We start from the raw sequence: 24531 nt of genomic DNA, 5'->3' as shown, positions 1-24531 counted from the left end.
CGCTCCGCGCCTGACCCTGCCGTTCAACAGGCCGACGACTCCAAAGCCACCGCGCCCGCTTCAGCGTGCGTCTCCCCGCGCAGGAACACGAACACCACCAGCGCCGTCAGCACAGTGACGCCGGCCAGCACGCACAGCAGCGTGCCAAAGGCCGCGCCGTAGGCCTGCAACAGCGCCGCGCGGTCCACGCCCGGCGACAGTGCAAGGGCCTGCGACAGGTCGCCCGTCGTCACCCGCTGCGCCGCCTGCTGCGATGTCGCGGCGGGATGCGCCGGCAAGCGGCCGAGTTGCCATGCGACCAGCGCCGTGAGCCCGGCGCCGACCAGCGCGAGCGCAATGCCCTCGCCCGCCACCCGCACCGTGTTGAAAATGCCCGACGCCATGCCCGCGCGCTCGCGCGGCACCACGCTCACCGCGAGCCCGTCCATCAGGCCCCAGGGCAATCCGATGCCCGCACCGATCAGCAGCAGCGGCCACACGATGACGTGCAGCGGCGTGCCCGGCGCGCAGCGGCTGAGCCAGAACAGCCCCGCCGCGCACACCAGCAGGCCCACGGCCGAGATCGCGCCTGCCGAGAACCGGTGCGCGAGCGAGGCCGCGAGCGTCGGCACCACGAGGATCGGCCCCGAGAGCGCGAACATGAAGCTGCCCGCCTCCAGCGCGCTGCGCCCCTCCAGCCCGATGAAGCGGATCGGCAACAGAACCAGCAGCACCACGAAGCCATAGGCCGGCGCTGCGGCCAGCAACTGCACGCCCACGAAGCGCGGAAAGCGGAACAGCGAGAGATCGAGCATCGGATGCACCACGCGCCGCTCGATGGCGATAAAAGCCGCGCCCGTCAGCACGGCGCCCGCCAGCGCGGCGATCACCCACGGGCTGCCCCAGCCGCTGCCGGGCGCCTGCAGCACGCCGAGCGTCAGCAGGCTCAGCGCGCCGGTGAACGTGACCGTGCCCGGCATGTCCAGCCCCATCGCGTCCGGGTTGCGCGACTCGCGCATGCTCGGCGCCGCAATGCACAGCGCAGCGAGGCTGATCGCGCCGGGGGTCAGCATCACCGACTGCCAGCCGAAGGATTCGGCGAGCCAGCCCGAGAGAATGGCGCCGCACGACAGCCCCACGCCGAACGAAGTACCGATCAGGCTGAACGCCCGCGTGCGCGCCGCGCCGTCGAACACCTGCGCCAGCGCCGCCGTGCCCGCCGCGAAGGCGGCGGCCGACCCCAGCCCCTGCAACGCACGTGCGAGATCGAAGGCAACGATGCCGGGCGCGAGCGTCAGCAGCGAACTGCTGAGCGCAACCACCGCCAGCCCCAGCAGAAAGACACGCTTGCGGCCATAGGCGTCGGCCAGGGCGCCCGCCGCCATCAGCGTGGCGCCGAAGCTCAGCATGAAGGCGTTGGTCACCCAGTTGAGTTGCACCGGGCTGCCGCCCAGCGCATCGCGGATCGCGGGCAGCACACCGCCGGGCCGGTGAAGCTCAGCGGCATGCCCAGCGCCGCCAGGCAGACAGCGGCCAGCAGCCAGTTCTTGTGGGAAGACGAAGTCATCGAAGGCTTTCACGCAGAAGGAGAACGAAGGCATAGAAGATAGAAAGGAATCAATGGAATGAGAATGGCACCTTTGATCCTCACACTCCCAACCCCAGGTTGCCAATCCATGGACAGCTTCAGTGGACTCGAATCCTTCGTGCGGGCCGCCGACCTGCTGAGCTTTGCCAAGGCCGGCCGGCTGCTGGGCATCTCGGCTTCGGCCGTGGGCAAGAACGTTGCACGGCTCGAGCAGCAGCTGGGCCTGCGGCTTTTCCATCGCACCACGCGGCATGTGCGGCTGACCGAGGAAGGCGCGATGTTCCACGAGCGCTGCCGCCGCATCCTCGACGAGCTCGACGATGCGCGCGCGATGATGCAGGACGCCGCGGCGGCCCCGCGCGGCCGCCTGCGCGTGAGCCTGCCGACCATCGGCTACCGCTTCCTGCTGCCGATGCTGCCGGCCTTCAAGGCGCGCTATCCCGAGATCGAACTCGACCTCGACTTCAACGACCGGCTGGTCGACGTGATCGCCGAAGGCGTGGACGTGGCGATCCGCAGCGGTGAGCTGATCGACTCGCAGCTCGTGGCGCGCCGGCTCGGTCCGTTCTGTTTCGTGCTCGTCGCATCTCCGGGCTATCTTGCGCGCCACGGCGTGCCGCAAATGCCGGCCGACCTCGCCCAGCACAGCTGCCTGCGCTACAAGTTCGTGACCGGCGGGAAGATCGAGGAGTGGGACCTGCCGGGCTTGCCCGCGCAGCTGCCGCCCGGCCTGCTCTGCAACAACATGGAAGCCATGCTCGGCGCGGCGGTGGCCGGCCTCGGCGTGGCCTATATGCCAGACTTTCTCGCGCGCGATTCGCTCTGCCGCGGCGAACTGCAGCGCGTGCTCGAAACGCACCTGGTGCGCCAGGGGCAGTTCTCGGCGCTGTGGCCGTCGAGCCGGCAGCTGTCGCCGAAGGTGCGGGCTTTCGTGGACTTCGCGAGCGAGCACATGTTCAGGGAAGACTTGCCGCCGGCTCGCTGATCACGCCAGCCGGCGCCCCGACGCTCTCCGCCCTGCCCGCCCTTGCCGGAAGAAAAATCTATTCCGCCGCGCGCCGCAGCGTCTCGACCACCGGCCTGCGCAGCACGTCACGCAAGCCCCACCAGCCTGCGGCCAGCGCCAGCACCGCGCCCGCGAGCGCACCGGCGATCGGCACCAGGGGCGACGCCGTCCAGGTGAAGTCGAACACGTAGCGCGCGAGGCCCCAGCCGATGGCCGACGCCACGATGCTCGCGAGGAAGCCCGCCAGCAGGCCCACGCCCGCGAGCTCGGCCCGCTGCACCTGGCGCAGCAGGCTGGCCCGTGCGCCCACCGCGCGCATCACCGCGAACTCGCGCGCGCGCTCCTCGCGCGTGGCGGTGACCGCGGCGAACAGCACCACCAGCCCCGCCGCGAGCGTGAAGCCGAACAGGAACTCGACCGCACGGATCACCTGGTCGAGCACGCGCTGCACCTGGTTGATGGTGGCGCTCATGTCGACGTTGGTCACGTTGGGGTAGCTGCGCACCAGCGCGTTGTCGAAGCCCCGCGTCTCGGGCGCGCGGAAGGCGCCCATGTAGGTCACCGGCACGTCGGGCAACGCGGCCACGGTGTACATCACGAAGAAGTTCGCATGCATCGAGCCCCAGTCGACCTTGCGCAGCGATGTGATGCGCGCATCGTTCTGCATGCCGCCGATGTCGAAGCGCAGCACATCGCCGAGCTTGAGGCCGAGCGTTTCGGCCAGGCCTTCTTCCACGCTCACTTCGCCCGGCGCATCGGGCTTCCACGCCCCCGCCACGATGCTGTTGTGTGCCGGCGCCGCCACGCTGTTGCTGAGGTTGAACTCGCGGTCCACCAGGCGCTTGGCGCGGTCTTCAACGTAGTCGTCGGGCGACACCGGCTTGTCGTTGACGGCCACCAGGCGGCCGCGGATCATCGGATACCAGTCGAACTTGTTCACGCCGGCATCGCGCAGCGATTTCTGGAACGCCGTGCTCTGGTCGGGCATGACGTTGATCACGAAGCGGTTCGGCGCATCGGGCGGCGTGGCCTTGCGCCAGCTCGCGACCAGGTCGGTGCGCAGCAGCACCAGCAGCACCAGCGCGAGCAGGCCGACGGCCAGCGCGCTGACCTGCACCACTGCGTAGGCCGGCCGCGCCGAGATCTGGCGCGTGGCCAGCACCAGCCAGCGCGGCGCGGTGGTTTCATTGACGCTGCGGCGCAGCACCTTCACCGCGAGCCAGCTCAGGAGAGCAAACACGGCCACAGCGCCCGCGAAGCCGCCCACCGCGATCAGGCCCAGCTTCAGGTCGCTGCTGGCCGCGATCAGCAAGGCCGCGAAGCCCGCCACGCCAATGCCCAGCACCGCGAGCGACGCGGGCTTGAGCCCGCCGACGTCGCGCCGGATCACCCGCAGCGGCGGCACCCTGGCCAGCTGCAGCACCGGCGGCAGGCCGAAGGCGAACAGCAGCGTGAGCCCCATGCCCAGGCCGAAGGCCACGGGCCACAGGGTGGCCGCGGGCAGCGCCGCTTCCACCAGCCCCGCGAGCAGCACCACGAACACGTAATGCACGCCGAAGCCGATCGCCACGCCGAGGCTGCTGGCCACGAGGCCGACGACGGCAAATTCGAACGAGTAGGCCAGCGCGATGGTGCGCTGGCTCTGGCCGAGCACGCGCAGCATGGCGCAGTCGTCGAGATGGCTGGCCGCGAAGCCGCGCGCGGCCAGTGCCACCGCCACGGCCGACAGCAGCGCCGCGAGCAGCGCGACCAGGCTCAGGAATTTCTCGGCGCGGTCCAGCGTCTGGCGCATTTCGGGGCGCCCGCCCTCGAAGGAGTCGAGCCGCACGCCGCGCAGCTCGCCCTTCTTGATCGCGGCCTCGGCCCAGTCGGAAAAGCGCTTGACGGCCGCGTTCTCGCCCGCCACGGCATAGCGGTAGCCGACACGGCTCGCAGGCTGCACGAGGCCGGTGCGCGGCACATCGGCCTGGTTGAGCATCACGCGCGGCGCAAAACTCATGAAGCCCGCGCCCCGGTCGGGTTCGAGCGTGATCACGCGGCCGATGCGAAGGCCGGTGTCGCCAAGAAGAAGCGTGTCCCCCGCCTTGAGCGCCAGCGAGTCGAGCAGCGAGGCATCGACCCAGACCTCGCCCGCCGGCGGAATGTCGCGCGTGAGGGTGCCGGGAACATCGGGGGCGCTCGCAGTCTGCAGATTGCCGCGCAACGGATAGCCCGCGGCCACGGCCTTCAGGGCCACCAGCTTGCTGGCGCCGCCCTGGGCATCGCTGGCCCGTGCCATGGTCGGAAAGCCGTAGGTGCCGGAGCCCTGAAGCCCGAAGGCGCGGGCCTGCGCGACGAAGGCTTCGGGCGTGGGGTTGTCGCTCACGACCACCGCGTCGCCGCCGAGCAGTTGCCGCGCATCGCGCTGCAGGCCTCCCTTCAGCCGATCGGCAAAGAAGCCGACCGCCGTGAGCGCGGCCACGGCCAGCACCACGGCAACGATCAAGAGGCGCAGTTCGCCGGCACGCAGATCGCGCCAGAGGGTGCGCCAGCCAAGGCGGAAAGAGGCATTCATGGGCGAGACGATAGCCGACGCGGGTGCGCCAGCGCCTTTTCAGGGGCTTAGCGCCGGCAGGGTGACTATGCCGGGCTGCGGCGCGCGAGTTCCGGCTGCAGCACCAGCCGCTCCACGCCCGCGTAGCAGACGAAGTGCCGGTTGGTCGCGCGGCCGATCGCGCACAGGCCCACGCGCGTTGCCACCTCGTGGCCCATCTGCGTGATGCCGCTGCGCGAGACCACGATGGGCACGCCCATCTGTGCCGACTTGATCACCATTTCGCTCGTGAGCCGGCCGGTGGTGTAGAACACGCGGTCGCCTGCCAGCGCATCCGGCGGCTGCATGGCGCACCAGCCCGCGATGGTGTCTATGGCGTTGTGGCGGCCCACATCCTCCACGAAGCAATGCATCGTGACCTCCGTGCCGCCGGGCTCGAGCGTGAACAGCGCGCAGCCGTGCACCGACCCGGCCGACTTGTAGGTGCTCTCCTGGAGCCGGATCGCGTTGACCAGCGCATAGAGCTGCGCCTGCGTCATGCGCGTGGGCGGCAGCTCGAGGCTGTCGATGTCGGCCATCAGGTCGCCGAACACGCTGCCCTGGCCGCAGCCGGTGGTCACCACTTTTTTTGCGGTGCGCTCCTCGATGCGGTCGATGCCCGCGTGCGTCTTGACCGCGGCGGCACCGACCTCCCAATCGACCGTGACCGATTCGACGTCGCTGGCCGCTTCGATCAGGCGCTGGTTCAGCAGGTAGCCCAGCACCAGCAGCTCCGGCTGGGCGCCGAGCGTCATCAGCGTGACGAGTTCGCGCCGGTCCACATACACCGTGAGATCGCGCTCGGCGGGAATGGAAACGGTCCCGCGCGCGCCATGCTCATCGACCACCTCGACCTCGCGCGTCAGCGCGGCGCGGGCCTGGGTGAGACGTGGGAGCGGCAACGACAGCGGCGTCGTCACTGCGCCTTCGGCGTGGGATTGGTGGTGGCGGCAGGCTGCGTGGTGCTCGGAGGCGATGCGGCCGTGGTGGCCGGCGAATGCGCACCCGAAGCCTCGATCGGCTTGGCCTCCGCTGGCGGCGTGAAAGCGAAGGGGCCGGGATCGGCGCAGGGCGGCGTGGCGGGCGCGGCCGGCACCGGCTTGCCGGCCGCCGTGGCGCTCGCGCGGTACTTGGCCGCGACGCGGTCCTGCGCCTGGCACAGCTTGAAGGCATCGACCTTGCCGCTCCAGGCGGTCTTGGCAGCGGTCTCGGCGGCCTTGGCCTTGGCCTCGGGGGTGGCGGGCGGCGGTGGCAGCTTGGCCCATGCCGCGGGCGCGGCCAGCGCGAGCACCAGCAGCGATGCGGAAATGAGATTCAACGGCAGCTTCATGAGGGCGTTCCTTCGGCGGGTCTCACGGGCCGCGCGGCGGGTGCGGCCGAATCGGCGGGCACCGTGCGCTGCGCAGGGATCTTGCCCGCGGCGATGTCGTCGTACCAGAGTTCGTGGTGCTCCCTGGCCCAGGTCTCGTCGACGTAGCCGGTGCGCATGGCCTTGAGGGCGCCCGTCATGCCGAGCGTGCCGATGTAGATGTGGCCCATGATCATCGCCATCATCAGCAAGGTTGCGATGCCGTGGACCATGTGCGCCACCTGCATCTCGCCGCGCGTGTAGACGAAGCCCGGCAGCAGCTTGTCCAGGAAGAGCCCCGAGCCGATGACGAACAGGCCGAGAAACAGCACGCCGCCCCAGAAGACCAGCTTCTCGCCCGCATTGAAGCGGTGCGACGGCACTTCCTTGCCGCCGAAGAGGCCGCCGAAGCGCGCGAGCCATTGGAGGTCGCTGGCACGCGGAAGGTTGTCGCGGATGAAGGTGAAGACCATGAACACCGTCGTCACCACGAACAGCGGCCCGACAAAGTTGTGGACGTTCTTGAGCGCGTAGGCAATCCAGCCGAAGAGCGCAGCACCCATCCACGGCATCAGGAAGAACTTGCCGAAAGCCATCACGATGCCGGAGAGCGCAAGGGTGACGAAGGCGGTGGCATTCGACCAGTGCGTTGCCCGCTCGAAGGGCGTGAAGCGTTCGATCTTGCGGCCGGTTTCCTGGCCATGCAGGCGAATGGGGCCGCGCGTGAAATAGAAGATGGCCAGTGCCAGCAGCACGACGAACAGCAGCGCGGCGCCGTAGGGAATGATCCAGTCGTTGCGCACCTGGCGCCAGGCCTCGCCGGCATTGGTGAAGCGCGATCCCGGGTACTGCACGAACGGCTGGATCAGGTTGCCGGCCTCGGGCGCCTCGCTTTTCGGCAGGCTGCTGTAGCCGGTCACGCCCTGCCCCACCTGGCGCCACATCGGCGCGTTGTTGCCGGGCTGCACCTTCATGCGCTCGCCATTGGTCTGGTTCGCGTAGTTGGGGTCGGCGCTGGCTTCGGGCTTGACCTCGAAGATGTTCTGGCCGCGGATGCCGCCCGCGGCGGGCTCCGGCGCGGCCGTGGCTGCGGGAGGTGCAGCTGTCGTTCCAGGGGCGGCCGGCGGCTGCGCCTGCGCGAAGGCCGAGCCCAGCGCGGCACAAAGAACCAGAGCGGTCAGCACTTGCTTCATGGGCGCTCCGTTCAGTTCTCTTTGTTGTATTCGTTCTGCCCGTTCTGCGCGCGGGTCTTGAGCTGCTGCTGCCAGGCGGTCTTGTCACCGACCTTCCAGCCGGGCGCGGTGAACACCGTGCCGGCGTTCTCCTTCGTGCCCGTGCCGCTCCAGGGCACGGCGTCGTGCTTGACGCCCTGCGCATTGGTCTGCGGCTTCTCGCCGCAGGCCGCGAGGCACGTTGCGACCAGCGCAACGCCCGCGAAGACGAGGCCCTGGCGGCGCTTCACTTCTGCACTCCACCGGCCGGCGGCGTGCCCGCCTGCTGCGAGCCGTAGGCGGTGCCCCAGCCCCAGACTTCGGCGCCCTTGCCGCGCTGGACCACGCGGGTGCGGAAGATGTCGGCCACCACGTCGCCGTCGCCGGCCAAGAGCGCCTTGGTCGAGCACATCTCGGCGCAGGCCGGAAGCTTGCCTTCGGCGAGCCGGTTGCGGCCGTACTTCTCGAACTCGGCTTCGGAGCCGTTGGCCTCGGGGCCGCCGGCGCAGAAAGTGCACTTGTCCATCTTGCCGCGCACGCCGAAGGTGCCTTGCGACGGAAACTGCGGCGCGCCGAAGGGGCAGGCGTACGAGCAGTAGCCGCAGCCGATGCACACGTCCTTGTCGTGCAGCACCACGCCTTCTTCGGTGCGGTAGAAGCACTGCACCGGGCACACGGCCATGCAGGGCGCGTCGGAACAGTGCATGCAGGCCACCGAGATCGACTTCTCGCCCGGCACCCCGTCGTTCAGCGTGACCACGCGGCGGCGGTTCACGCCCCAGGGCACTTCGTTCTCGTTCTTGCAGGCCGTGACGCAGCCGTTGCACTCGATGCAACGCTCGGCGTCACAGACAAATTTCATTCGTGCCATTGCTTTACCTTATGCCTTTTCCACGTTGCAGACCGTGGTCTTGGTTTCCTGCATCATGGTCACGCTGTCGTAACCGTAGGTGGTGCCGGTGTTGATGGCCTCGCCGCGCACCACGGGGGCCGCGCCTGCCGGGTAGTAGCCGAGCATGTCGACGCCCTGCCAATGGCCCGAGAAGTGGAACGGCATGAACACCGTGTCGGGCCCCACGCGCTCGGTCACCAGGGCCTGCACGTTGAGCTTGGCGCCGGTGGGCGTGTGCACCCAGGCGCGCTCGCCGTTGCGAATGCCCTTCTCGGCCGCCACCTTGGGGTTGATCTCGATGAACATCTCCTGCTGCAGCTCGGCGAGCCAGGGGTTCGAGCGGGTTTCCTCGCCGCCGCCCTCGTATTCGACCAGCCGGCCCGAGGTCATCACGTACGGGAATTTCTCGTGCACCTTGTCGGCGATGTTCTTCTGCTGCACGCTCTTGTAGAGCGTGGGCAGGCGCCAGAACGCCATCTTGTCATCGTGCGTCGGGTACTTGGCCATCAGGTCGGGCCGGTTGCCGTAGAGCGGCTCGCGGTGCTGCGGGATCGCGTCGGGGAAGTTCCAGACCACCGCGCGCGCCTTGGCATTGCCGAAGGGGTGGCAGCCGTGGTTCTTCATGAACACGCGGATCATGCCGCCCGAGCTGTCGGTCTTCCAGTTCTTGCCCTCGGCCTTCGGCTTCTCGGCCTCGGTGAGCTCGTCCCACCAGCCCAGCTTCTTGAGCAGCACGTGGTCGAGTTCGGGGTAGCCGGTAGTGATGTCGGCGCCGAGCGAATGCGAGCCGTCTTCCGCCAGCAGGTTCTTGCCGTCGCGCTCCACGCCGAAGTTCGCGCGGAAATTGCCGCCGCCTTCCATCACGTGCTTGGACGTGTCGTACAGGTTGGGCGAGCCCGGGTGCTTGAGCTCGGGCGTGCCGTAGCAGGGCCACGGCAGGCCGAAGTAGTCGCCCGTGATGTCGTAGCCGTTGACCTTGTCCTTCACGCCGGCCTTCGCCTTGAGCGTGCGCACGTCGAAGGCGTCCATGTTGCGCATGTGCGCCTGCAGCCGCTCGGGGCTCTGGCCGGTGTAGCCGACGGCCCAGCAGGTCTTGTTGATCTCGCGCAGGATGTCGTCGGGCAGGGGCTCGTCCATGCCCTTGACCTTCTGCATCTTGTAGTTCTTGCTGAGTTCCTTGCCGAAGCCCAGGCGGTCGGCGAACTGCTGCATGATCATGTGGTCGCTGCGGCTCTCCCACAGCGGATCGATCACCTTCTCGCGCCATTGGAGCGAGCGGTTCGACGCCGTGACGGAGCCGCTGGTCTCGAACTGCGTGCACGCGGGCAGCAGGTAGACGGCGCGGTTCTTGTTGAGATCGTCGGGGTTGCCGGGCATGGCCGCCATGGCAGCGGTGGCCGAAGGATAGGGATCGACCACCACGAGCAGGTCGAGCTTGTCCATGGCGCGCTTCATCTCGAGGCCGCGCGTCTGCGAGTTGGGCGCATGGCCCCAATAGAACACGCCGCGCAGGTTCGAGTCCTGGTCGATCAGCTCGTTCTTCTCGAGCACGCCGTCGATCCAGCGCGACACGGTGATGCCGGGCTTGCTCATCATCGCGGGCGACGCGAAGCGGCCCTTGATCCACTCGAAGTCGACGCCCCAGGTGGCGGCGAAGTGCTTCCAGGAACCTTCGACCAGGCCGTAGTAGCCGGGCAGCGAATCGGGGTTCGGGCCCACGTCGGTGGCGCCCTGCACGTTGTCATGGCCGCGGAAGATGTTGGTGCCGCCGCCCGACTTGCCCACGTTGCCGAGCGCGAGCTGCAGGATGCACGAGGCCCGCACGATCGCGTTGCCGATGGTGTGCTGCGTCTGGCCCATGCACCACACGACGGTGCCGGGGCGGTTCTCGTTGAGCCAGGTCGCCACCTTGAGCACCTGCGCCTCTTTCACGCCGCAGGCCTCCTCGACCTTGTCGGGCGTCCACTTGGCCAGCACTTCTTCGCGCACCTTGTCCATGCCGAAGACGCGATCGTTGATGTACTGCTTGTCTTCCCAGCCGTTCTTGAAGATGTGGTGCAGGATGCCGAAGAGAAAGGCGATGTCGGAGCCCGAGCGGATGCGCACGTATTCGTCGGCCTTGGCCGCGGTGCGCGTGAAGCGCGGATCGACTACGATCATCTTGCAGCCATGCTCCTTGGCGTGGAGCATGTGCAGCATGCTGACCGGATGGGCCTCCGCGGCGTTGGAGCCGATGTACATCGCCACCTTGGCGCCGCGCATGTCGTTGTACGAATTGGTCATGGCGCCGTAGCCCCATGTGTTCGCCACGCCCGCGACCGTGGTCGAGTGGCAGATGCGCGCCTGGTGGTCGCAGTTGTTGCTGCCCCAGAAGCTCACGAACTTGCGCAGCAGGTAGGACTGCTCGTTGCTGTGCTTGGACGAGCCGATCCAGTAGACCGAATCGGGTCCGCTGGCCTGGCGCAGTTCCTTGAGCTTGGCGGTGATCTCGTTGAGCGCGGTGTCCCAGCTGATGCGCTCGTATTTGCCGTTGACCAGCTTCATCGGATAGCGCAGCCGGTATTCGCCATGGCCGTGCTCGCGCAGCGCGGCGCCCTTGGCGCAATGCGCGCCCAGGTTGATCGGCGAATCGAACACCGGCTCCTGGCGCACCCAGACGCCGTTTTCGACGACCGCATCGGAGGCGCAGCCGACCGAGCAGTGGGAGCACACAGTGCGCTTGATCTCGACCTTGCCGGCGCCCACCGCGGCGGGCCGTGCGTCGCCGGCCGCCTCGGCCTTGCGCATCAGCGTGAGCTGGCCCGCGGCCAGGCCCACGCCCACGCCGAGCCCGGAGCGCCGCAGGAAGGCGCGCCGGTCCATGGTGGGCAGCGCGCCCGAAAGGCCGCGCCGCAGGCTGTGAATGAAGGGGGAGGACGACTCGCGCTCCCCTGGCCGCGAGACATGGTTCGCGGGGGCTGTTTTCTTGGTCAGCAACATCTTGGACCTTCCGCTTCAGGCCGAAGCGGTCTTGTAATAGCGCTTGACGTGTTCGCTCAGCGAGTAGCCGCCGCCTTTTTCAGGCGCGGGCTTCGCCGCGGGCGCAACGGCCTCGACGGCCGCTGGGGCCGGGGCGACCTTGGGAAGCACCGAAACCGCGGCAACCGCTGCACCGGCGCTGGCGGCACCTAGAAAGAAACCTCGACGCGAGGCCGGCTTGGTGCCGGCCGCTTGGCTGTCCTGCATGTGATCTCCAGGAGTGGCTGGGGGCAAATCAGATGTGAGCTGATCTTCGTACATCTGGATACTAGTCTAGACCCTTGGTTCCGACAATCGAGCTTTCCCTGTGAAAAGGTCAATCAGCCGAGCATGTCGAAGCCTTGGACCTCGATTTCGGCGAAAGCGCAAGTAAAACCGGCCAGCGACGCATAGAAATGCGCCTTCGGGTGCTGCGCCACCGCATTGCAGAGCGCCGGCAGCCACGGCTGCAGGTGGGTGGCGAAAAAAGCCTGCTGCTGCGCGAGGTTGGCCACGGCCGCGTCGTCGCCGGCAATAAGGTAGCGCATGACCTCGAACAGGCAGGCGACATGGTCTTCGCTCTCGGACACGGCCTCGCCGCGCGCGAGCCCCAGCCGCGCCAGGTCGGTGCGCAACTGCGCGAGCGGCTTGTCGTTGAGGAAGCCGCTCAGGTAGTGCGAGCCGAACAGGTAGATCTCGGGCTTGCCCATGCCGCCGAAGAGCGCGTCGTACTCGGCATGCACGGCGGCCGCGTCGGTGCCGCGCGCCGCGCCAACCAGCTGCCGCCAGGGCTCCTCGAGGAACGCACCGGCCGCGGGCGCCTCGGTCGGCGCCACGCTGAAGGCACCGAGCAGGTCGGCATCGGGCGCCGCGTACCAGAGGCGCGCGAGCAGGCCGTAGACCTCGGCGCGCGCAATTTCCTCGTCGAGGGCCGAGGTCGTCACCGGAAACTGGCTCATAGCTGCGTGATCTTCATTTCGTTCTGCGCGCTGTACAGGTCGATCACCCGGCAGTCGCTGCACATCTTCAGGCGCTCGAGCGCCTCTCCCTGGAACATGGCGTGGCCCGCGAGCTTGCCGAGCATCGCCTCGATGGCCTTCTGCGTTCCGAAGGGCTTGCTGCAGCGGATGCAGGCCCAGGGCTTGGCCTCGTTGAGCACCACGGGCTGCTTGCGCTCGGGCGCGGCCAGGAGCCGCGGCACGAGCGCGATCGCGTTCTCGGGGCAAGTGGTTTCGCACAGCCCGCACTGCACGCAGTTCTTCTCGATGAAGCGCAGCTGCGGCGCGTTCTGGTTGTCTTGCAAGGCGCTGGCGGGGCAGGCGCTGACGCAGGCCAGGCACAGCGTGCAGCTGTCTTTGTTCACCGTGACCGCGCCGAAGGGGGAACCGGCGGGCAGTGGAATTGCAAGGGGTGGGACAGCATCGTTCGATGGCGCCGAAAGCGCGGGCGCCTGCGCCATCAGGTGGTCGAGCGTCATCTCGAGCGTGCCGCGCTTCTCGGCGCCCACGGCAAAGCGCGCCGCGGTGGCGGGCACGCGCTGGCGCGTGGCGCGCAGGCCGGCCAGGGCCGCATCGAGCGCGGCCGGCGAGCCGGCCTCGATCAGGTGGAAATGCGTGCCGGTGTAGCCCAGGCCCGCGAGCAGCGCCTGCGCGACGGCCATCTGCTCCTTCAGCGCATCGAGGTACTGCGGCGCCTCCTCGCCGGTGGACAGCACGGCCACCTGCGAGGCACCGAAGGCCACGGCGCTGAGCCACAGGTCGATGCCGGTGCTCGCGACATGCATCAGCGCCACCGGCAGCACATGCGCGGGCACGCCGCCAAGGCCGTCGGGCTTGCCGCGCCCCAGCTGGGCCGCGCGGCCGAGTTGTTCGACAAGCGCCTGCCCGCCTTCTTCGTTGTGCAGCAGCACCGTGGCGTCGCGGCCGCCGGCGCCAAGATAGGTGGCCAGCAGCGTGCGCAGCTTGCGGCCCTGGTCGGGCGTGCGCGGATAGGTGTAGCCCAGCGCGCCGGTCGGGCACACGGTGGTGCAGGCGCCGCAGCCCACGCAGAGCTGCGGATTGACGACGATGCGCTGGCGCTCCTTGTCGCTCGAGATGGCATGCGCCGAGCAGACCTCGACGCAGGCGTTGCAGCCCACCACCTCGTTGCGGCTGTGGGCGCAGAGCTTCTGCTTGTAGTCGAAGAATTTCGGCTTCTCGAACTCGCCCACCAGCTCGCGCAGGCGCAGCAGGGTCGAAAGACCTTCGGCATGCGCGAGCCCGCCCGCCAGGTGGAAATAGCCTTGCGGCGGCGCATGCCAGTCGATCAGCGCGTTCGCGCCGAGGTCGAGCACCAGGTCGAACCCGGCATCGAGCGTTTCGGGCGCCCGGCCAAAGTGGATGGCGCCGGCCACGCTGCAGGCCTTTTCGCAGTCGCGGTGCGAAGTGCACTTGGCCAGGTCGATCTGGTAGTCGAGCCCGATCGCCTGCTCGGGGCAGGCGCCGAGGCAGGCGTTGCAGCGCGTGCACAGGTCGAGGTCGATGGGGTTGTCGCGCGTCCACCGCAGCGAGAAGGCGCCGAGCCATCCCGTGAGCGATGCGATGCGTCCCGCCATCACGGGCCAGCGCCGTTCCTGCGCGCCGCCGGTGGCGCCCGGGCCGGTGGAAAAAATCGAGACCTGCAGCGAATCGGCCACCAGCGCCGCGGCCTTCTCGGCCTGGTCGAGCGGGCCGACGATCAGCAGCCGGCCCTGGCTCGCGTAGCTCACCGTCGAGACCGGATCAGGCTCGGGCAGATGGGCCACGGCCAGCAGCGCGGCGATCTTGGGGCTGGCGCTCTTGGCGTCGCGGCTCCAGCCGCCGGTTTCGCGGATGTTCACGAAGCGGATCGGCGAGGTCGCGCCTTCGGTCTGTTCGGCCAGCTCGGTGAACAGCCGGCGCTCCTGCGTGCAGGCCACCACCACGTCGTCGCCCGAGCGGATGGCGCGCTGGAAAGCCGGTGCCTCGCGGCGGCACAGGGTGGAGTGAAGGGGCAGCGACTCAGCCAGCGCCGCGCCGAGCGTCTTCGGCTCGAGCGGCATCGTCTGGTTGCAGTCGCAGATCAGCGTGGTGGTCATCGGTCTTCTGGCTTGCTGGTTGCGCATTTGCAACCTGCTGGCTGGGGAGGAATTCCTCCGGAGGCTCGGACTGTGCCACGTCCGGCGGTGCGGCGCCGTGCGGGGTTTCCGCGGGGGCGGCGGGTTCCTGCTGTTGCGCCTCGGCTTCTTCCTCGTGCTCGAACAGCCTGAGGAACTTGGCGCTGGCCATCTGGCGCAGCACGCTGTCGGGGATGGGCGTCGATTTGGAATAGTCGTCGACGTAGGTGTCCAAGCCGTCCATCACATTGAACTGCGGGTCGGCAAAGAGCTTTCTGAACGCGGTGTTTTTCACCTCGGGCGCAACGTTCCTGGCCATGAAGGGCCGGAAGTCGGACTCGGGCGTGAGCGCTTCTGCTTCAGCGAGCGTGGGTGGGGGTATTTCCCCTTGCCCTTCGGCGGGAAGGCCGGCCGCGGGGCTCGGCGCCGCGGACAGCGGCGTTGCGGTTTCGATGCGCGCACCGCCCGCCTCTGCCATCTCTTGCACGGCGGGAGCAGGCGGCACCTCTTCGCGCGCTTCCTTCTTGCGCCGCGACCAGCGGTCGAAGAAATTCTCAGACATCGCCCGCTCCGCGCCCGCGCTTCTTCTCGGTCGACACGCTGGCCGCATTGCCGAAGCGGTCGACCAGCGGACGGAAACTCTCGGGCCGCTTGCGGCGCTTGGGCTCGATCACGTAGTGCACCTGCACGAAACCGCGCATCCACTCGATCACCTCGTCGGGCGCAGGCACCTGCTCCACCGTTTCCTGCGCATCGAGCCAGCGGCCGGCCTCGTTGTAGCTGAGGCTCACCACCACTGGCCGCGCGATCGGCTCGCCGGCGACGGTGGGTTCTTCCTCCATGCGCCACAGCACGAACCAGCAGGGCGCGGGCGTGGTGGCGTTCAGGTGGTAGCCCTCCACGTCGTCGCGGAACAGCTCGGTCTTGAAACCCGGATGCAGCCAGCGCTGCGCGCCCTCGTTCGCTTCGAGCAGGCGCGGCTCGGTGCCGAAACCGGGCTGGTCGGGGCCGACGCTTTCGAGAATCCAGCGCCAGGATTGCCAACGGCTGTCGACGCGCTCGCGGCGCATCACGACGGCAACATCGATGGAAGGATTCATGCGGCGATCGTAGCGCTGCCGGATGCCGCTTTCGCGCCGAGGGTCATCCTGCGTCCTGCAGCAGCAGGGCGCGCAGCTTGCGGTGCAGCGGCGTGGCCTCGGCAGCCGGCACGCCGCCCGCCTCGCGCAGCGCGAAATCGCGGCTCTGCGCGTTGTGCAGGTCGATCTCGCGCACCACCTGGCCGTGGTTGTAGACGAAGGCCACGTCGGCCAGCGCCAGCACGTCCTCGATGTCGTGCGTGATCATCAGCACCGGAATGCCCCATTGGCGGCGCACCTGCGCGAGTTCCTGGCGCAATTCGCTGCGCAGCATGGGGTTGAGCGCGGCAAAGGGTTCGTCGAGCAGCAGCACCTGCGGCTGGCAGGCCAGCGCGCGCGCCAGCGCCACGCGCTGCTGCTGGCCGCCAGAGAGCTTCTGCGGCCGGCTGTCGGCCAGCGCCGCCAGGCCGAAGCCTTCGAGCAGCGACTGCACCATCCCGGCCTCGCGCGGCGGCAGCCGGCGCCGGTGCCAGGCGGTCAGGCCGAAGGCCACGTTCTCGCGCACCGACAGGTGCGGAAACAGCGCGTAGTTCTGGAACAGGTAGCCGATGCGCCGCGCCGGCGCGGGCACGTCGATGCCGCGGGCGGAATCGTAGAGCGTGCGGCCGTCGAGCCGCACATGGCCCGCGGAAGGATGCAGCAGCCCCGCGATGGCCTGCAAGGTGAGCGTCTTGCCCGCACCCGAGGGGCCGTAGAGCGCGGCAAACGGCACGTCGGTCGCGAATCGCGCCGCCAGGTCGAAGCGGCGGGTGCCGTCGGTGACCGTGAGCTTCAGGTCGACGTCGATCATGGCTTGCCGAAACCGTGGCGCGCGAGCATCTCGCGCGCGGCATCGCTGGAAAGAAAGGCCACGAAATCGCCGGCCAGCGCCTTCTGCCGGCTTTCGGCGACCACCGCGATCGGGTAGCTCACCGGCATGGTGGTCGTTGGCGCGAAGGCGACCCGGACCTTCTCGCTCATCACGGCCGCATCGGTGCGGTAGACGAAACCGGCCTCGACCTCGCCGCGGGCCACGTAGTCCAGCACCTGGCGCACGCTGTCGGCCTGCACGAACTTGGGCTCGAGCACGGTCCAGAGCCCTACCCCTTCCAGCACTTGCCGCGTGTAGCGGCCGACCGGCACGGTGGCGGTCTTGCCGACGGCGATTTTCCGGACGCCCGCGCCGGCAAGGTCCTGCAGCGACTTGATGCCGACCGCATCCTTGGCCGGTTCGATCAGCACCAGGGCATTGCTCGCGAAGTTCCGGCGCGTGGCCGCATCGACGAGCTTCTGCTCGGCGGCGCGGCCCATCGTCTCCTGGTCGGCGCTCGCGAACACGTCGACCGGCGCGCCCTGCGCGATCTGCTGCAGCAGCACGCCCGACGCCGCGAAATTGAAGCGCACCGTGGCGCCCGGCTTCGCGGCCTCGAATTTCGGGCCGAGCTCCTTGAACGCGTCCGTCAGGCTGGCGGCCGCGGACACCGTGATCTGCTGCGCCGCTGCGACCAGCGGCAGCGCCACGGCCAGGACAAGGGACAGGAGACGGAACGGACGCATGCTGGTTTTTCAGATTGGGGGTGAGGCGGTCAGCGCAGCGAGAAAAACCGGTTCGACAGCACCAGCACGGTGACCGACAACAGCGAGGTCACCACCACCAGCAGCAGCGCCAGATCGTCGTGGCCGGCCTGCACCGCGTCGTAGATGGCCATCGACAGGGTCTGGGTCTGCTGCGGAATGGAGCCCGCCACCATCAGCGAGGCGCCGAACTCGCCCATGGCGCGCGCGAACGCGAGCAGCGTGCCTGCCAGGATGCCGGGCCAGGCCAGCGGCAGCGTGACGCGCAAAAAAACCGAGAACGGCGACTGGCGCAGCGTGCTGGCGGCGGCTTCGAGCGAGCGGTCGACCCCCGCGAAGGCGGCGCTGGCCGACTTCAGCACCAGCGGCAGCGCCACCACGGCAGACGCGACGACGGCGCCATGCCAGCTGAAGATGATGGAGTAGTCGAAATGCTCGCGCAGCCAGCTGCCGAGCGGACTGTGGCGCCCCGCCGCCACCAGTATGGCGTAGCCGATGACCGTGGGCGGCAGCACCAGCGGCAGCATGAACACCGCCTCGAGCACCGTGTGGCCCGGAAAACGCTTGCGCGCGAACACCCAGCCCAGCGCCACGCCGGCGATGAGCGCCAGCAGGGTCGCGACCGCGGCCACCTTGAGCGACAGCACCAGCGGGAACCAGTCGGCCGAGGCGAGGAGGGAGTTCGTCGTATTCATGAAGATACAACGCAATTGTTGCACGAACGGACACTCCCCCTGAAAGGGCGTCCGTGGCGGGTGCGGGAGGATGGCGCCGATATCCCTTCGGATACAGCGCGGGAAAAAGGATCAGGGCGCCAGCAGGCGCGTCAGTGCGCGCACGTCGGCCGCCGTGGCCAGGCGCGCGGCGTTCTCGATGGCGCGGTAGTGCTTGACGATTTCCTCGCCCACCGGCGTGAGCGCGGTGCCGCCGCCGCGCGAGCCGCCGGCCGCGGTGTTCACGGCCGGGGAACTCAGGGCGTGGTTCATTTCATCGATCAGCATCCAGGCGCGCCGGTACGACATGCCCAGCTGGCGCGCCGCGGCCGAGATCGAGCCGGTTTCCGCCACCGCCTCCAGCACGGCGATCTTGCCGGGGCCGATGGCGATGCTGTCGTCCCTGTAGATGCGCAGGCGGAACTGGACTCTGGTTTTCATGCCGGTGGTGATGCGAGGGAGCGGTGCGGGAGCTTGGTGCCAAGGTTAAACCATGGCCCCCGCCCTCGCCGCCCTGCCCGCCCTCAGTCCACCGCCGCGGGCACGCCCGACCCGGTGCCGTAGCCGGCCGCCGCCATCGGCTGGCCGCCGCGCGCAATGCGCACCGCGCAGTACTTGAACTCCGGAATCTTGCCGAGCGGATCGAGCGCGGCATTGGTCATCAGGTTGGCCGCCGCCTCGTAGTACGCGAAGGGGACGAACACCGCGCCGCTGGGCGTGCCGTCGTCGCGCCGCACGTGGATGGCCACCTCGCCGCGCCGCGACTGCACGGTGATCACGTCGCCGGCCTCGAGCCCCAGCTTCTGCAGGTCGGACTGGTTCATCGAAGCGGTGGCCATCGGCTCCAGCGCATCGAGCACGGAGGCGCGGCGCGTCATGCTGCCGGTGTGCCAGTGCTCGAGCTGGCGGCCGGTGATGAGCACGAAGGGGTACTCGGCATCGGGCCGCTCGTCGGCCGGAATGATGTCGGCGGGCACCAGCTTCACGCGCCCGTCGGCGGTCGGGAAGTCGTCGATGAACACGGTCGGCTGGCCCGGGTCGTCCTCGCTCAGGCAGGGGTAGGTCACGCTCGAATCGCGCTGCAGCCGCTCCCAGCTGATGCCGCTGATCACCGCATGCATGGCCTGGCGCATTTCCTCGTAGACCGCGGCCACGCCCGATTCCTCGCCCTCGTAGTTCCACTGCAGGCCCATGCCGCTGGCGATCTGCTGGATGATCCAGAGATCGGGCCGCGCATCGCCCGGCGGGTTGAGCGCGCGCTTGCCGAGCTGCACCATGCGGTCGGTGTTGCTCACCGTGCCGGTCTTCTCGGGCCAGGCGCTCGCGGGCAGCACCACGTCGGCGAGCCACGCGGTCTCGGTCATGAAGATGTCCTGCACCACCAGGTGCTCCAGGCTCGCGAGCGCATGGCGCGCATGGTTCAGGTCGGGGTCGCTCATGGCCGGGTTCTCGCCCATGATGTACATGCCGCGCACCTTGTGCGGATCGCTGTCGGGCGCGAGCGCCTTGTGCATGATCTCGACCACGGTGTAGCCCGGCGTCGCGTCGAGCGGCGTGCCCCAGAAGTTCTCGAACCAGGCATGCACCGCCGGATTGTCGACGCGCTGGTAGTTGGGAAACATCATCGGGATCAGGCCCGCGTCGCTCGCGCCCTGCACGTTGTTCTGTCCGCGCAGCGGATGCAGGCCCGAGCCGGGCTTGCCGATCTGCCCCGTAACCGTGGCCAGCGCAATGAGGCAGCGCGCGTTGTCGGTGCCGTGCACGTGCTGGCTGATGCCCATGCCCCAGAGGATCATCGCGCCCTTGGCGCTGGCAAAGGCGCGCGCCACTTCGCGCAGCGTTTCCGCCGGCACGCCGCAGATGGGCGCCATCGCCTCGGGGCTGTAGCCCTTGACGTTCTCGCGCAGCGCGTCGTAGTTGCTGGCGCGCGTGCGCACGAACTCCTGGTCGACCAGGCCTTCGTCGATCACGGCGTGGATCAGCGCGTTGAGCATGGCGACGTCGGTGTCGGCCTTGAACTGCAGCGTGCGCCAGGCATGGCGGCTGATGTCGGTGCGGCGCGGGTCGGCCAGCACGATCTTGGCGCCGCGCTGGGCGGCGTTCTTCATCCAGGTGGCGGCCACCGGATGGTTGGCCGTGGGGTTGGAGCCGATGACGAAGATCAGCCCCGCATGCTCCACGTCGTTGACCTGGTTGCTCACTGCGCCCGAGCCCACGCCTTCGAGCAGCGCCGCCACGCTGGAGGCGTGGCACAGCCGCGTGCAGTGGTCGATGTTGTTGCTGCCGAAGCCCGTGCGCACGAGCTTCTGGAACAGGTAGGCCTCTTCGTTGCTGCCCTTGGCCGAGCCGAAGCCCGCGAGCGACTTGGCGCCGTAGGTGTCGCGCAGCTGCGAGAGCTTGCCGCTGGTGAGCGCCAGCGCTTCTTCCCAGGTGGCTTCGCGGAAATACTCGCTCCAGTCGCCAGGCCGCGGCGCATCGCCGAAGTCCTTCGGCATGCCGGGCTTGCGGATCAGCGGCTTGGTCAGGCGCTGCGGGTGGTGCGCGTAGTCGAAGCCGAAGCGGCCCTTCACGCACAGGCGGTTGTGGTTGGCCGGACCGTCGCGGCCGTCGACGCTGACGATCTTTTCGTCCTTCACGTTGTAGGTCACGAGGCAGCCCACGCCGCAGAACGGGCAGACCGAATCGACCTTGCGGTCGACCTGCTGCGAGCCCATGTGGCTCTTGGGCATCAGCGCGCCGGTCGGGCAGGCCTGCACGCATTCGCCGCAGGCCACGCAGGTGCTGTCGCCCATCGGGTCGTCGAGGTCGAACACGATCTTGCTGTCGCCACCGCGCATGGCGTAGCCGATGACATCGTTGACCTGCTCTTCGCGGCAGGCGCGCACGCAGCGGTTGCACTGGATGCAGGCGTCGAGGTTGACGGCCATCGCGGGGTGCGAGATGTCGGCCTTCGGCTGCTCGCGGCGCAGCGCCTTGAGTTCGGGCCGCACCGCGATGTCGAGCTTCTTCGCCCAGGCGCTGAGTTCGCCGTGCTGCTGGGTCGCGTCGTCGCCGATCCATTTGTAGCCGTTGTCGGGCATGTCGGACAGCAGCATCTCGACCACCATCTTCTGGCTCTTGAGGGCGCGCTCGCTGGTGGCCTGCACCTCCATGCCGGCCGTCACGTTGCGGCAGCAGCTGGGTGCCAGCGTGCGCTCGCCCTTCACCTCGACCACGCAGGCGCGGCAGTTGCCGTCGGGGCGGTAGCCGTCCTTGAAGCACAGGTGGGGAATGTCGACGCCGTGGCGCTCGGCAGCCTTGAAGATGGTCTCGCCGTCGAAGGCCTGGATGGGCTGGCCGTCGAGCGTGAATTCGATGGTTTGCGGCATCAGCTCCGCAAGTTTCGTGGGAGCGTTCATTGGAATACCTTCGTGCTTCGCACTGCGGTGCGAGCTTGCTTGGGGCGGCCCGGCGCGGCGCTCATGCCACCTCCTCGGGGAAGTATTGCTGGATGCAGCGAATCGGGTTGGGGGCCGCCTGGCCGAGCCCGCAGATGGAGGCGTCGCCCATGACCTGCGCGAGGTCTTCGAGCGTGGCGTTGTCCCACACGGGCGCGTGCATCAGCGCCGCGGCCTTGGCGGTACCGACGCGGCACGGCGTGCACTGGCCGCAGCTCTCGTGCTCGAAGAAGCGCATCACGTTGAGCGCGGCGTCGCGCGCGCGGTCGTGCTGGCTCAGCACCATCACGGCGGCCGAGCCGATGAAGCAGCCGTAGGGCTGCAGCGTGTCGAAGTCGAGCGGGATGTCGTTCATGCGCGCCGGCAGGATGCCGCCCGACGCGCCGCCGGGCAGGTAGGCATAGAGCGAGTGGCCGTCGAGCATGCCGCCGCAGTATTCGCCGATGAGTTCCTGCACCGTGATGCCCGCGGGCGCGAGCTTGACGCCCGGGTGCTTCACGCGGCCGCTCACGCTGAAGCTGCGCAGGCCCTTGCGGCCGTGGCGGCCGAAGCCGCTGAACCAGGCGGCGCCCTTCTCGACGATGTCGCGCACCCAGTAGAGGGTTTCGAAGTTGTGCTCCAGCGTCGGGCGGCCGAACAGGCCCACTTGCGCGATGTACGGCGGGCGCATGCGTGGCTCGCCGCGCTTGCCCTCGATGCTTTCGATCATGGCCGACTCTTCGCCGCAGATGTAGGCGCCCGCGCCGCGCCGCAGCTCGATGCGCGGCAGCGCGCAGGGCGGATCGGCCTGCAGCCGGGCCAGCTCGGTTTCGAGCAGCGCGCGGCAGTCGTGGTATTCGTCGCGCAGGTAGATGTAGCACTGCTCGATGCCGACGATCTGCGCCGCCACCAGCAGGCCTTCGAGAAAGCGGTGCGGATCGCGCTCAAGATACGTGCGGTCCTTGAAGGTGCCGGGCTCGCCCTCGTCGATGTTCACGGCCATGAGCCGGGGCGCGGGCTGGTCGCGCACGATGCGCCACTTGCGCCCGGCCGGAAAGCCCGCGCCGCCCAGGCCGCGCAGGCCCGAGTCTTCCATGGTCTTGATGATGGCCTCGGCGTCCTGCTCGCCGTTGACGAGCGCGGCGGCGAGCGCATAGCCGCCGTGCGCGCGGTAGGTGGCGTAGTCGGTGAAGGCCGGCATGCGCTCGACCGCGCCGGGCAGCGGCGAGATGCTTTTCTGCGCGAACGCGGCAGCGTCGAAATAGGCGACCGAAGCTTCGTCCGGCACGGATTTCAGGGCTTGCAGCACCTTGTCTTCCGTCGCAAGCGGCACGGCCTGCTGGTCGACCACCACCGCGGGCGCCTGCTCGCAGCGGCCGACGCAGGGCGCGGCGATCACGCGCACATCGCTGCCTTCGGCGCCGAGCAGCGCAGGCAGCCGCGCCAGCAGATCCTTGGCGCCCGCCAGTTCGCAGGCCAGGCCGTCGCACACGCGCACGGTCAGGCCCGGGACGGCCTCGTCGCCGCGCACCACCTCGAAGTGGTGATAGAAGGTCGCGACCTCGTAGACCTCGGCCATCGGGATGTTCATTTCGCGCGCCAGTGCCACCAGGTGGCGGTCGTGCAAGCAGCGGAAGGCGTCGTTGAGCTTGTGCAGGTGCTCGATGAGCAGGTCGCGCCGGTGGCCCTCGGCCGGACGCGCACCGATCAGCGTGCGCACTTCGACGAGCGCCGCCTCCTCAGGCTGGCGGCCCTTGAGCTTGCTCTTGCGGCGGATGCGCTCGCGCATCTCGTCGGCGGTGGCGAGCGGCACGATGGTGTGCGTTGGAGTCGCCGTGGTTGTCTCGCGGGTCGTGGCTGGGTGGTTGTTCACTGCCTGGGCCTTTTTTTCGATGTCTCGGAAATGCCCCCATCAATGCTTGAAGGCTGACCGAGTGTGTGGGGCCGCCCCGGGCGCGTCAAATTCGATCGGCGCATCGATCGATTCAATAACTAAATGGCCGGCACGGGGTCGAAACACGGGCCGATGGCCCGCTTCGCCGGCCGGTTATTCGCCGAGCGCGCCGCTGTGCAGCCGCACCTGCTCGCGCCACGCCGGCGTTTGCAGGAACACCAGCGCGGCATCGAGCGCGCGCGAGGGGCGCACGCCGGTCTGGGTCATGAAGCCCAGCGGGGTCTTGACCTCGGGCCCCACCAGCGGCAGCGCCTCCAGCTCGCGGTAGCTGCGCACGGCCGCGACCATCGACCCCGGCAGCACGCTGCTGACGGTGCCCGCGAGCACGGCCAATGCAAGGGTAAGTACCGAGTTGGTTTCGATGGCCGGCTCCAGCGCGATGCCGGCGTCGCGCAGCGCCTGGTCGATGATGGAGCGGTTGTGCATGTCGGGCGTGAGCAGGCACAGCGGCAGCTTGCCGGCCTCAGCCCACGACACCGGCCGGCCGATGCGCAGCCGGTCGGCCGATGGCTTGGCCGCGCGCCGCAGCAGAAAGTAGTGCTCCACGCTCTGCGGCCATGCCGTGAGCTTGATGCCCGGCAAATGCATGCGCTCGGTGTAGCCGAGCGCCAGGTCGACCGAGAGGCTTTCGAGCCCCGTTTCCAGGTCTTGCGAGCTCATCGACAGCACCGCCGGCACGATGCCCGGGTGCAGCTCGTGCAGCATCGCGGCAAAGCGCGACAGCATCGGAATGGCGGTGGGCACCGCCGCCATGCGCAGCCGCCCGCGCGGATGGCCTTCTTCGCTGCGCAGCTCCTGCTGCAGCACCTCGTTGTCGCGCAGCATGCGCTGCGCCGTGGCCAGCACCCGTTCGCCTTCGTGCGTGAGGCCCACGTACGCGCGCGCCCGCTTGACGATGACCACGCCGAACTCGCTTTCGAGCGAGCGCAGCGCATTCGACAGCGCCGGCTGCGTGATGTGGCAGGCCTGCGCCGCGCGTCCGAAATGCTTGTGCTCGCTGAGCGCAACGAGATAGCGCATCGACGCGAGAAGATTCACGGGCGCGCCGCC

20 protein-coding genes and 1 pseudogene are annotated in these 24531 nt (G+C 68.9%); 1 reads left to right on the top strand and 20 read right to left on the bottom strand.

Annotated elements, in window-relative coordinates; translation table 11 throughout:
- Nucleotides 1–23: 23 nt before the first annotated feature.
- Nucleotides 24–1486 (bottom strand): annotated as a pseudogene (locus tag QFZ47_RS18605) (MFS transporter).
- A 169-nt stretch (nt 1487–1655) separates the two neighbouring features.
- On the opposite strand from QFZ47_RS18605, the gene QFZ47_RS18600 reads away from it, so the two are divergent.
- On the top strand, nt 1656–2552 hold the full coding sequence (locus tag QFZ47_RS18600) for a LysR family transcriptional regulator (protein ID WP_307657019.1): 897 nt from the start codon (nt 1656–1658) through the stop codon (nt 2550–2552).
- A gap of 58 nt (nt 2553–2610) precedes the next feature.
- Here QFZ47_RS18600 and QFZ47_RS18595 read toward each other — a convergent pair whose 3' ends face one another.
- From QFZ47_RS18595 to QFZ47_RS18505, 19 genes are all read right to left on the bottom strand, one after another.
- Nucleotides 2611–5127 (bottom strand): ABC transporter permease, encoded by a 2517-nt coding sequence (locus QFZ47_RS18595; RefSeq protein WP_307657018.1) that lies wholly within the window; start codon nt 5125–5127, stop codon nt 2611–2613.
- A gap of 65 nt (nt 5128–5192) precedes the next feature.
- Nucleotides 5193–6065 carry a formate dehydrogenase accessory sulfurtransferase FdhD gene (locus tag QFZ47_RS18590; RefSeq protein WP_307657017.1) on the bottom strand — a complete coding sequence of 291 codons (873 nt, stop codon included), beginning with the start codon at nt 6063–6065 and terminating at the stop codon, nt 5193–5195.
- Nucleotides 6062–6475, bottom strand: a complete 414-nt coding sequence (locus QFZ47_RS18585; RefSeq protein WP_307657016.1) for a hypothetical protein — start codon at nt 6473–6475, stop codon at nt 6062–6064. The genes QFZ47_RS18590 and QFZ47_RS18585 overlap by 4 nt, the downstream gene beginning before the upstream one ends.
- Nucleotides 6472–7686, bottom strand: coding sequence for a formate dehydrogenase subunit gamma (locus QFZ47_RS18580; protein WP_307657015.1), 1215 nt, complete (start codon nt 7684–7686; stop codon nt 6472–6474). Before QFZ47_RS18580 ends, QFZ47_RS18585 begins: the two co-directional genes overlap by 4 nt.
- A gap of 11 nt (nt 7687–7697) precedes the next feature.
- Complete coding sequence (locus QFZ47_RS18575) at nt 7698–7955, bottom strand: hypothetical protein (RefSeq protein WP_307657014.1); 258 nt, start codon at nt 7953–7955, stop codon at nt 7698–7700.
- The gene (gene fdh3B / locus QFZ47_RS18570; protein WP_093015025.1) at nt 7952–8575 is read right to left on the bottom strand and encodes a formate dehydrogenase FDH3 subunit beta; all 624 of its coding nucleotides are present in this window, start codon (nt 8573–8575) and stop codon (nt 7952–7954) included. The genes QFZ47_RS18575 and fdh3B overlap by 4 nt, the downstream gene beginning before the upstream one ends.
- Nucleotides 8576–8584: 9 nt before the next feature.
- Nucleotides 8585–11575 carry a formate dehydrogenase subunit alpha gene (locus tag QFZ47_RS18565; protein ID WP_307657013.1) on the bottom strand — a complete coding sequence of 997 codons (2991 nt, stop codon included), beginning with the start codon at nt 11573–11575 and terminating at the stop codon, nt 8585–8587.
- A 15-nt stretch (nt 11576–11590) separates the two neighbouring features.
- Nucleotides 11591–11821, bottom strand: coding sequence for a formate dehydrogenase (locus QFZ47_RS18560; protein WP_307657012.1), 231 nt, complete (start codon nt 11819–11821; stop codon nt 11591–11593).
- A gap of 113 nt (nt 11822–11934) precedes the next feature.
- Nucleotides 11935–12552: a TorD/DmsD family molecular chaperone gene (locus tag QFZ47_RS18555; RefSeq protein WP_307657011.1), complete on the bottom strand. Its 618-nt coding sequence runs from the start codon at nt 12550–12552 to the stop codon at nt 11935–11937.
- Nucleotides 12549–14687 (bottom strand): 4Fe-4S dicluster domain-containing protein, encoded by a 2139-nt coding sequence (locus QFZ47_RS18550; protein WP_307657010.1) that lies wholly within the window; start codon nt 14685–14687, stop codon nt 12549–12551. Before QFZ47_RS18550 ends, QFZ47_RS18555 begins: the two co-directional genes overlap by 4 nt.
- Nucleotides 14611–15267, bottom strand: coding sequence for a DUF3306 domain-containing protein (locus QFZ47_RS18545; RefSeq protein ID WP_307657009.1), 657 nt, complete (start codon nt 15265–15267; stop codon nt 14611–14613). Before QFZ47_RS18545 ends, QFZ47_RS18550 begins: the two co-directional genes overlap by 77 nt.
- Nucleotides 15260–15805: a DUF3305 domain-containing protein gene (locus QFZ47_RS18540; protein WP_307657008.1), complete on the bottom strand. Its 546-nt coding sequence runs from the start codon at nt 15803–15805 to the stop codon at nt 15260–15262. The genes QFZ47_RS18545 and QFZ47_RS18540 overlap by 8 nt, the downstream gene beginning before the upstream one ends.
- A gap of 43 nt (nt 15806–15848) precedes the next feature.
- Nucleotides 15849–16634, bottom strand: coding sequence for an ABC transporter ATP-binding protein (locus QFZ47_RS18535; protein ID WP_307657007.1), 786 nt, complete (start codon nt 16632–16634; stop codon nt 15849–15851).
- Nucleotides 16631–17380: a molybdate ABC transporter substrate-binding protein gene (gene modA / locus QFZ47_RS18530; protein WP_307657006.1), complete on the bottom strand. Its 750-nt coding sequence runs from the start codon at nt 17378–17380 to the stop codon at nt 16631–16633. The genes QFZ47_RS18535 and modA overlap by 4 nt, the downstream gene beginning before the upstream one ends.
- 29 nt (nt 17381–17409) lie before the next feature.
- Nucleotides 17410–18093, bottom strand: a complete 684-nt coding sequence (gene modB / locus QFZ47_RS18525) for a molybdate ABC transporter permease subunit (protein WP_307657005.1) — start codon at nt 18091–18093, stop codon at nt 17410–17412.
- A 111-nt stretch (nt 18094–18204) separates the two neighbouring features.
- Nucleotides 18205–18552: a winged helix-turn-helix domain-containing protein gene (locus QFZ47_RS18520; RefSeq protein ID WP_021008748.1), complete on the bottom strand. Its 348-nt coding sequence runs from the start codon at nt 18550–18552 to the stop codon at nt 18205–18207.
- Nucleotides 18553–18635: 83 nt separating this feature from the next.
- A complete protein-coding gene (gene fdhF, locus QFZ47_RS18515) occupies nt 18636–21509 on the bottom strand; it encodes a formate dehydrogenase subunit alpha (RefSeq protein ID WP_307657004.1) in 2874 nt (957 codons plus the stop codon).
- A 61-nt stretch (nt 21510–21570) separates the two neighbouring features.
- Nucleotides 21571–23316, bottom strand: a complete 1746-nt coding sequence (locus QFZ47_RS18510; RefSeq protein WP_307658969.1) for an NAD(P)H-dependent oxidoreductase subunit E — start codon at nt 23314–23316, stop codon at nt 21571–21573.
- Nucleotides 23317–23574: 258 nt separating this feature from the next.
- Nucleotides 23575–24519, bottom strand: coding sequence for a LysR substrate-binding domain-containing protein (locus QFZ47_RS18505; protein WP_307657003.1), 945 nt, complete (start codon nt 24517–24519; stop codon nt 23575–23577).
- Nucleotides 24520–24531: the final 12 nt, after the last annotated feature.

The organism is Variovorax paradoxus (genome assembly GCF_030815975.1).
Taxonomy (GTDB): Bacteria; Pseudomonadota; Gammaproteobacteria; order Burkholderiales; family Burkholderiaceae_C; genus Variovorax; species Variovorax paradoxus_N.
The sequence above is the reverse complement of the archived record's forward strand: the minus strand, read 5'-3'. Positions and strand labels throughout refer to the sequence as shown.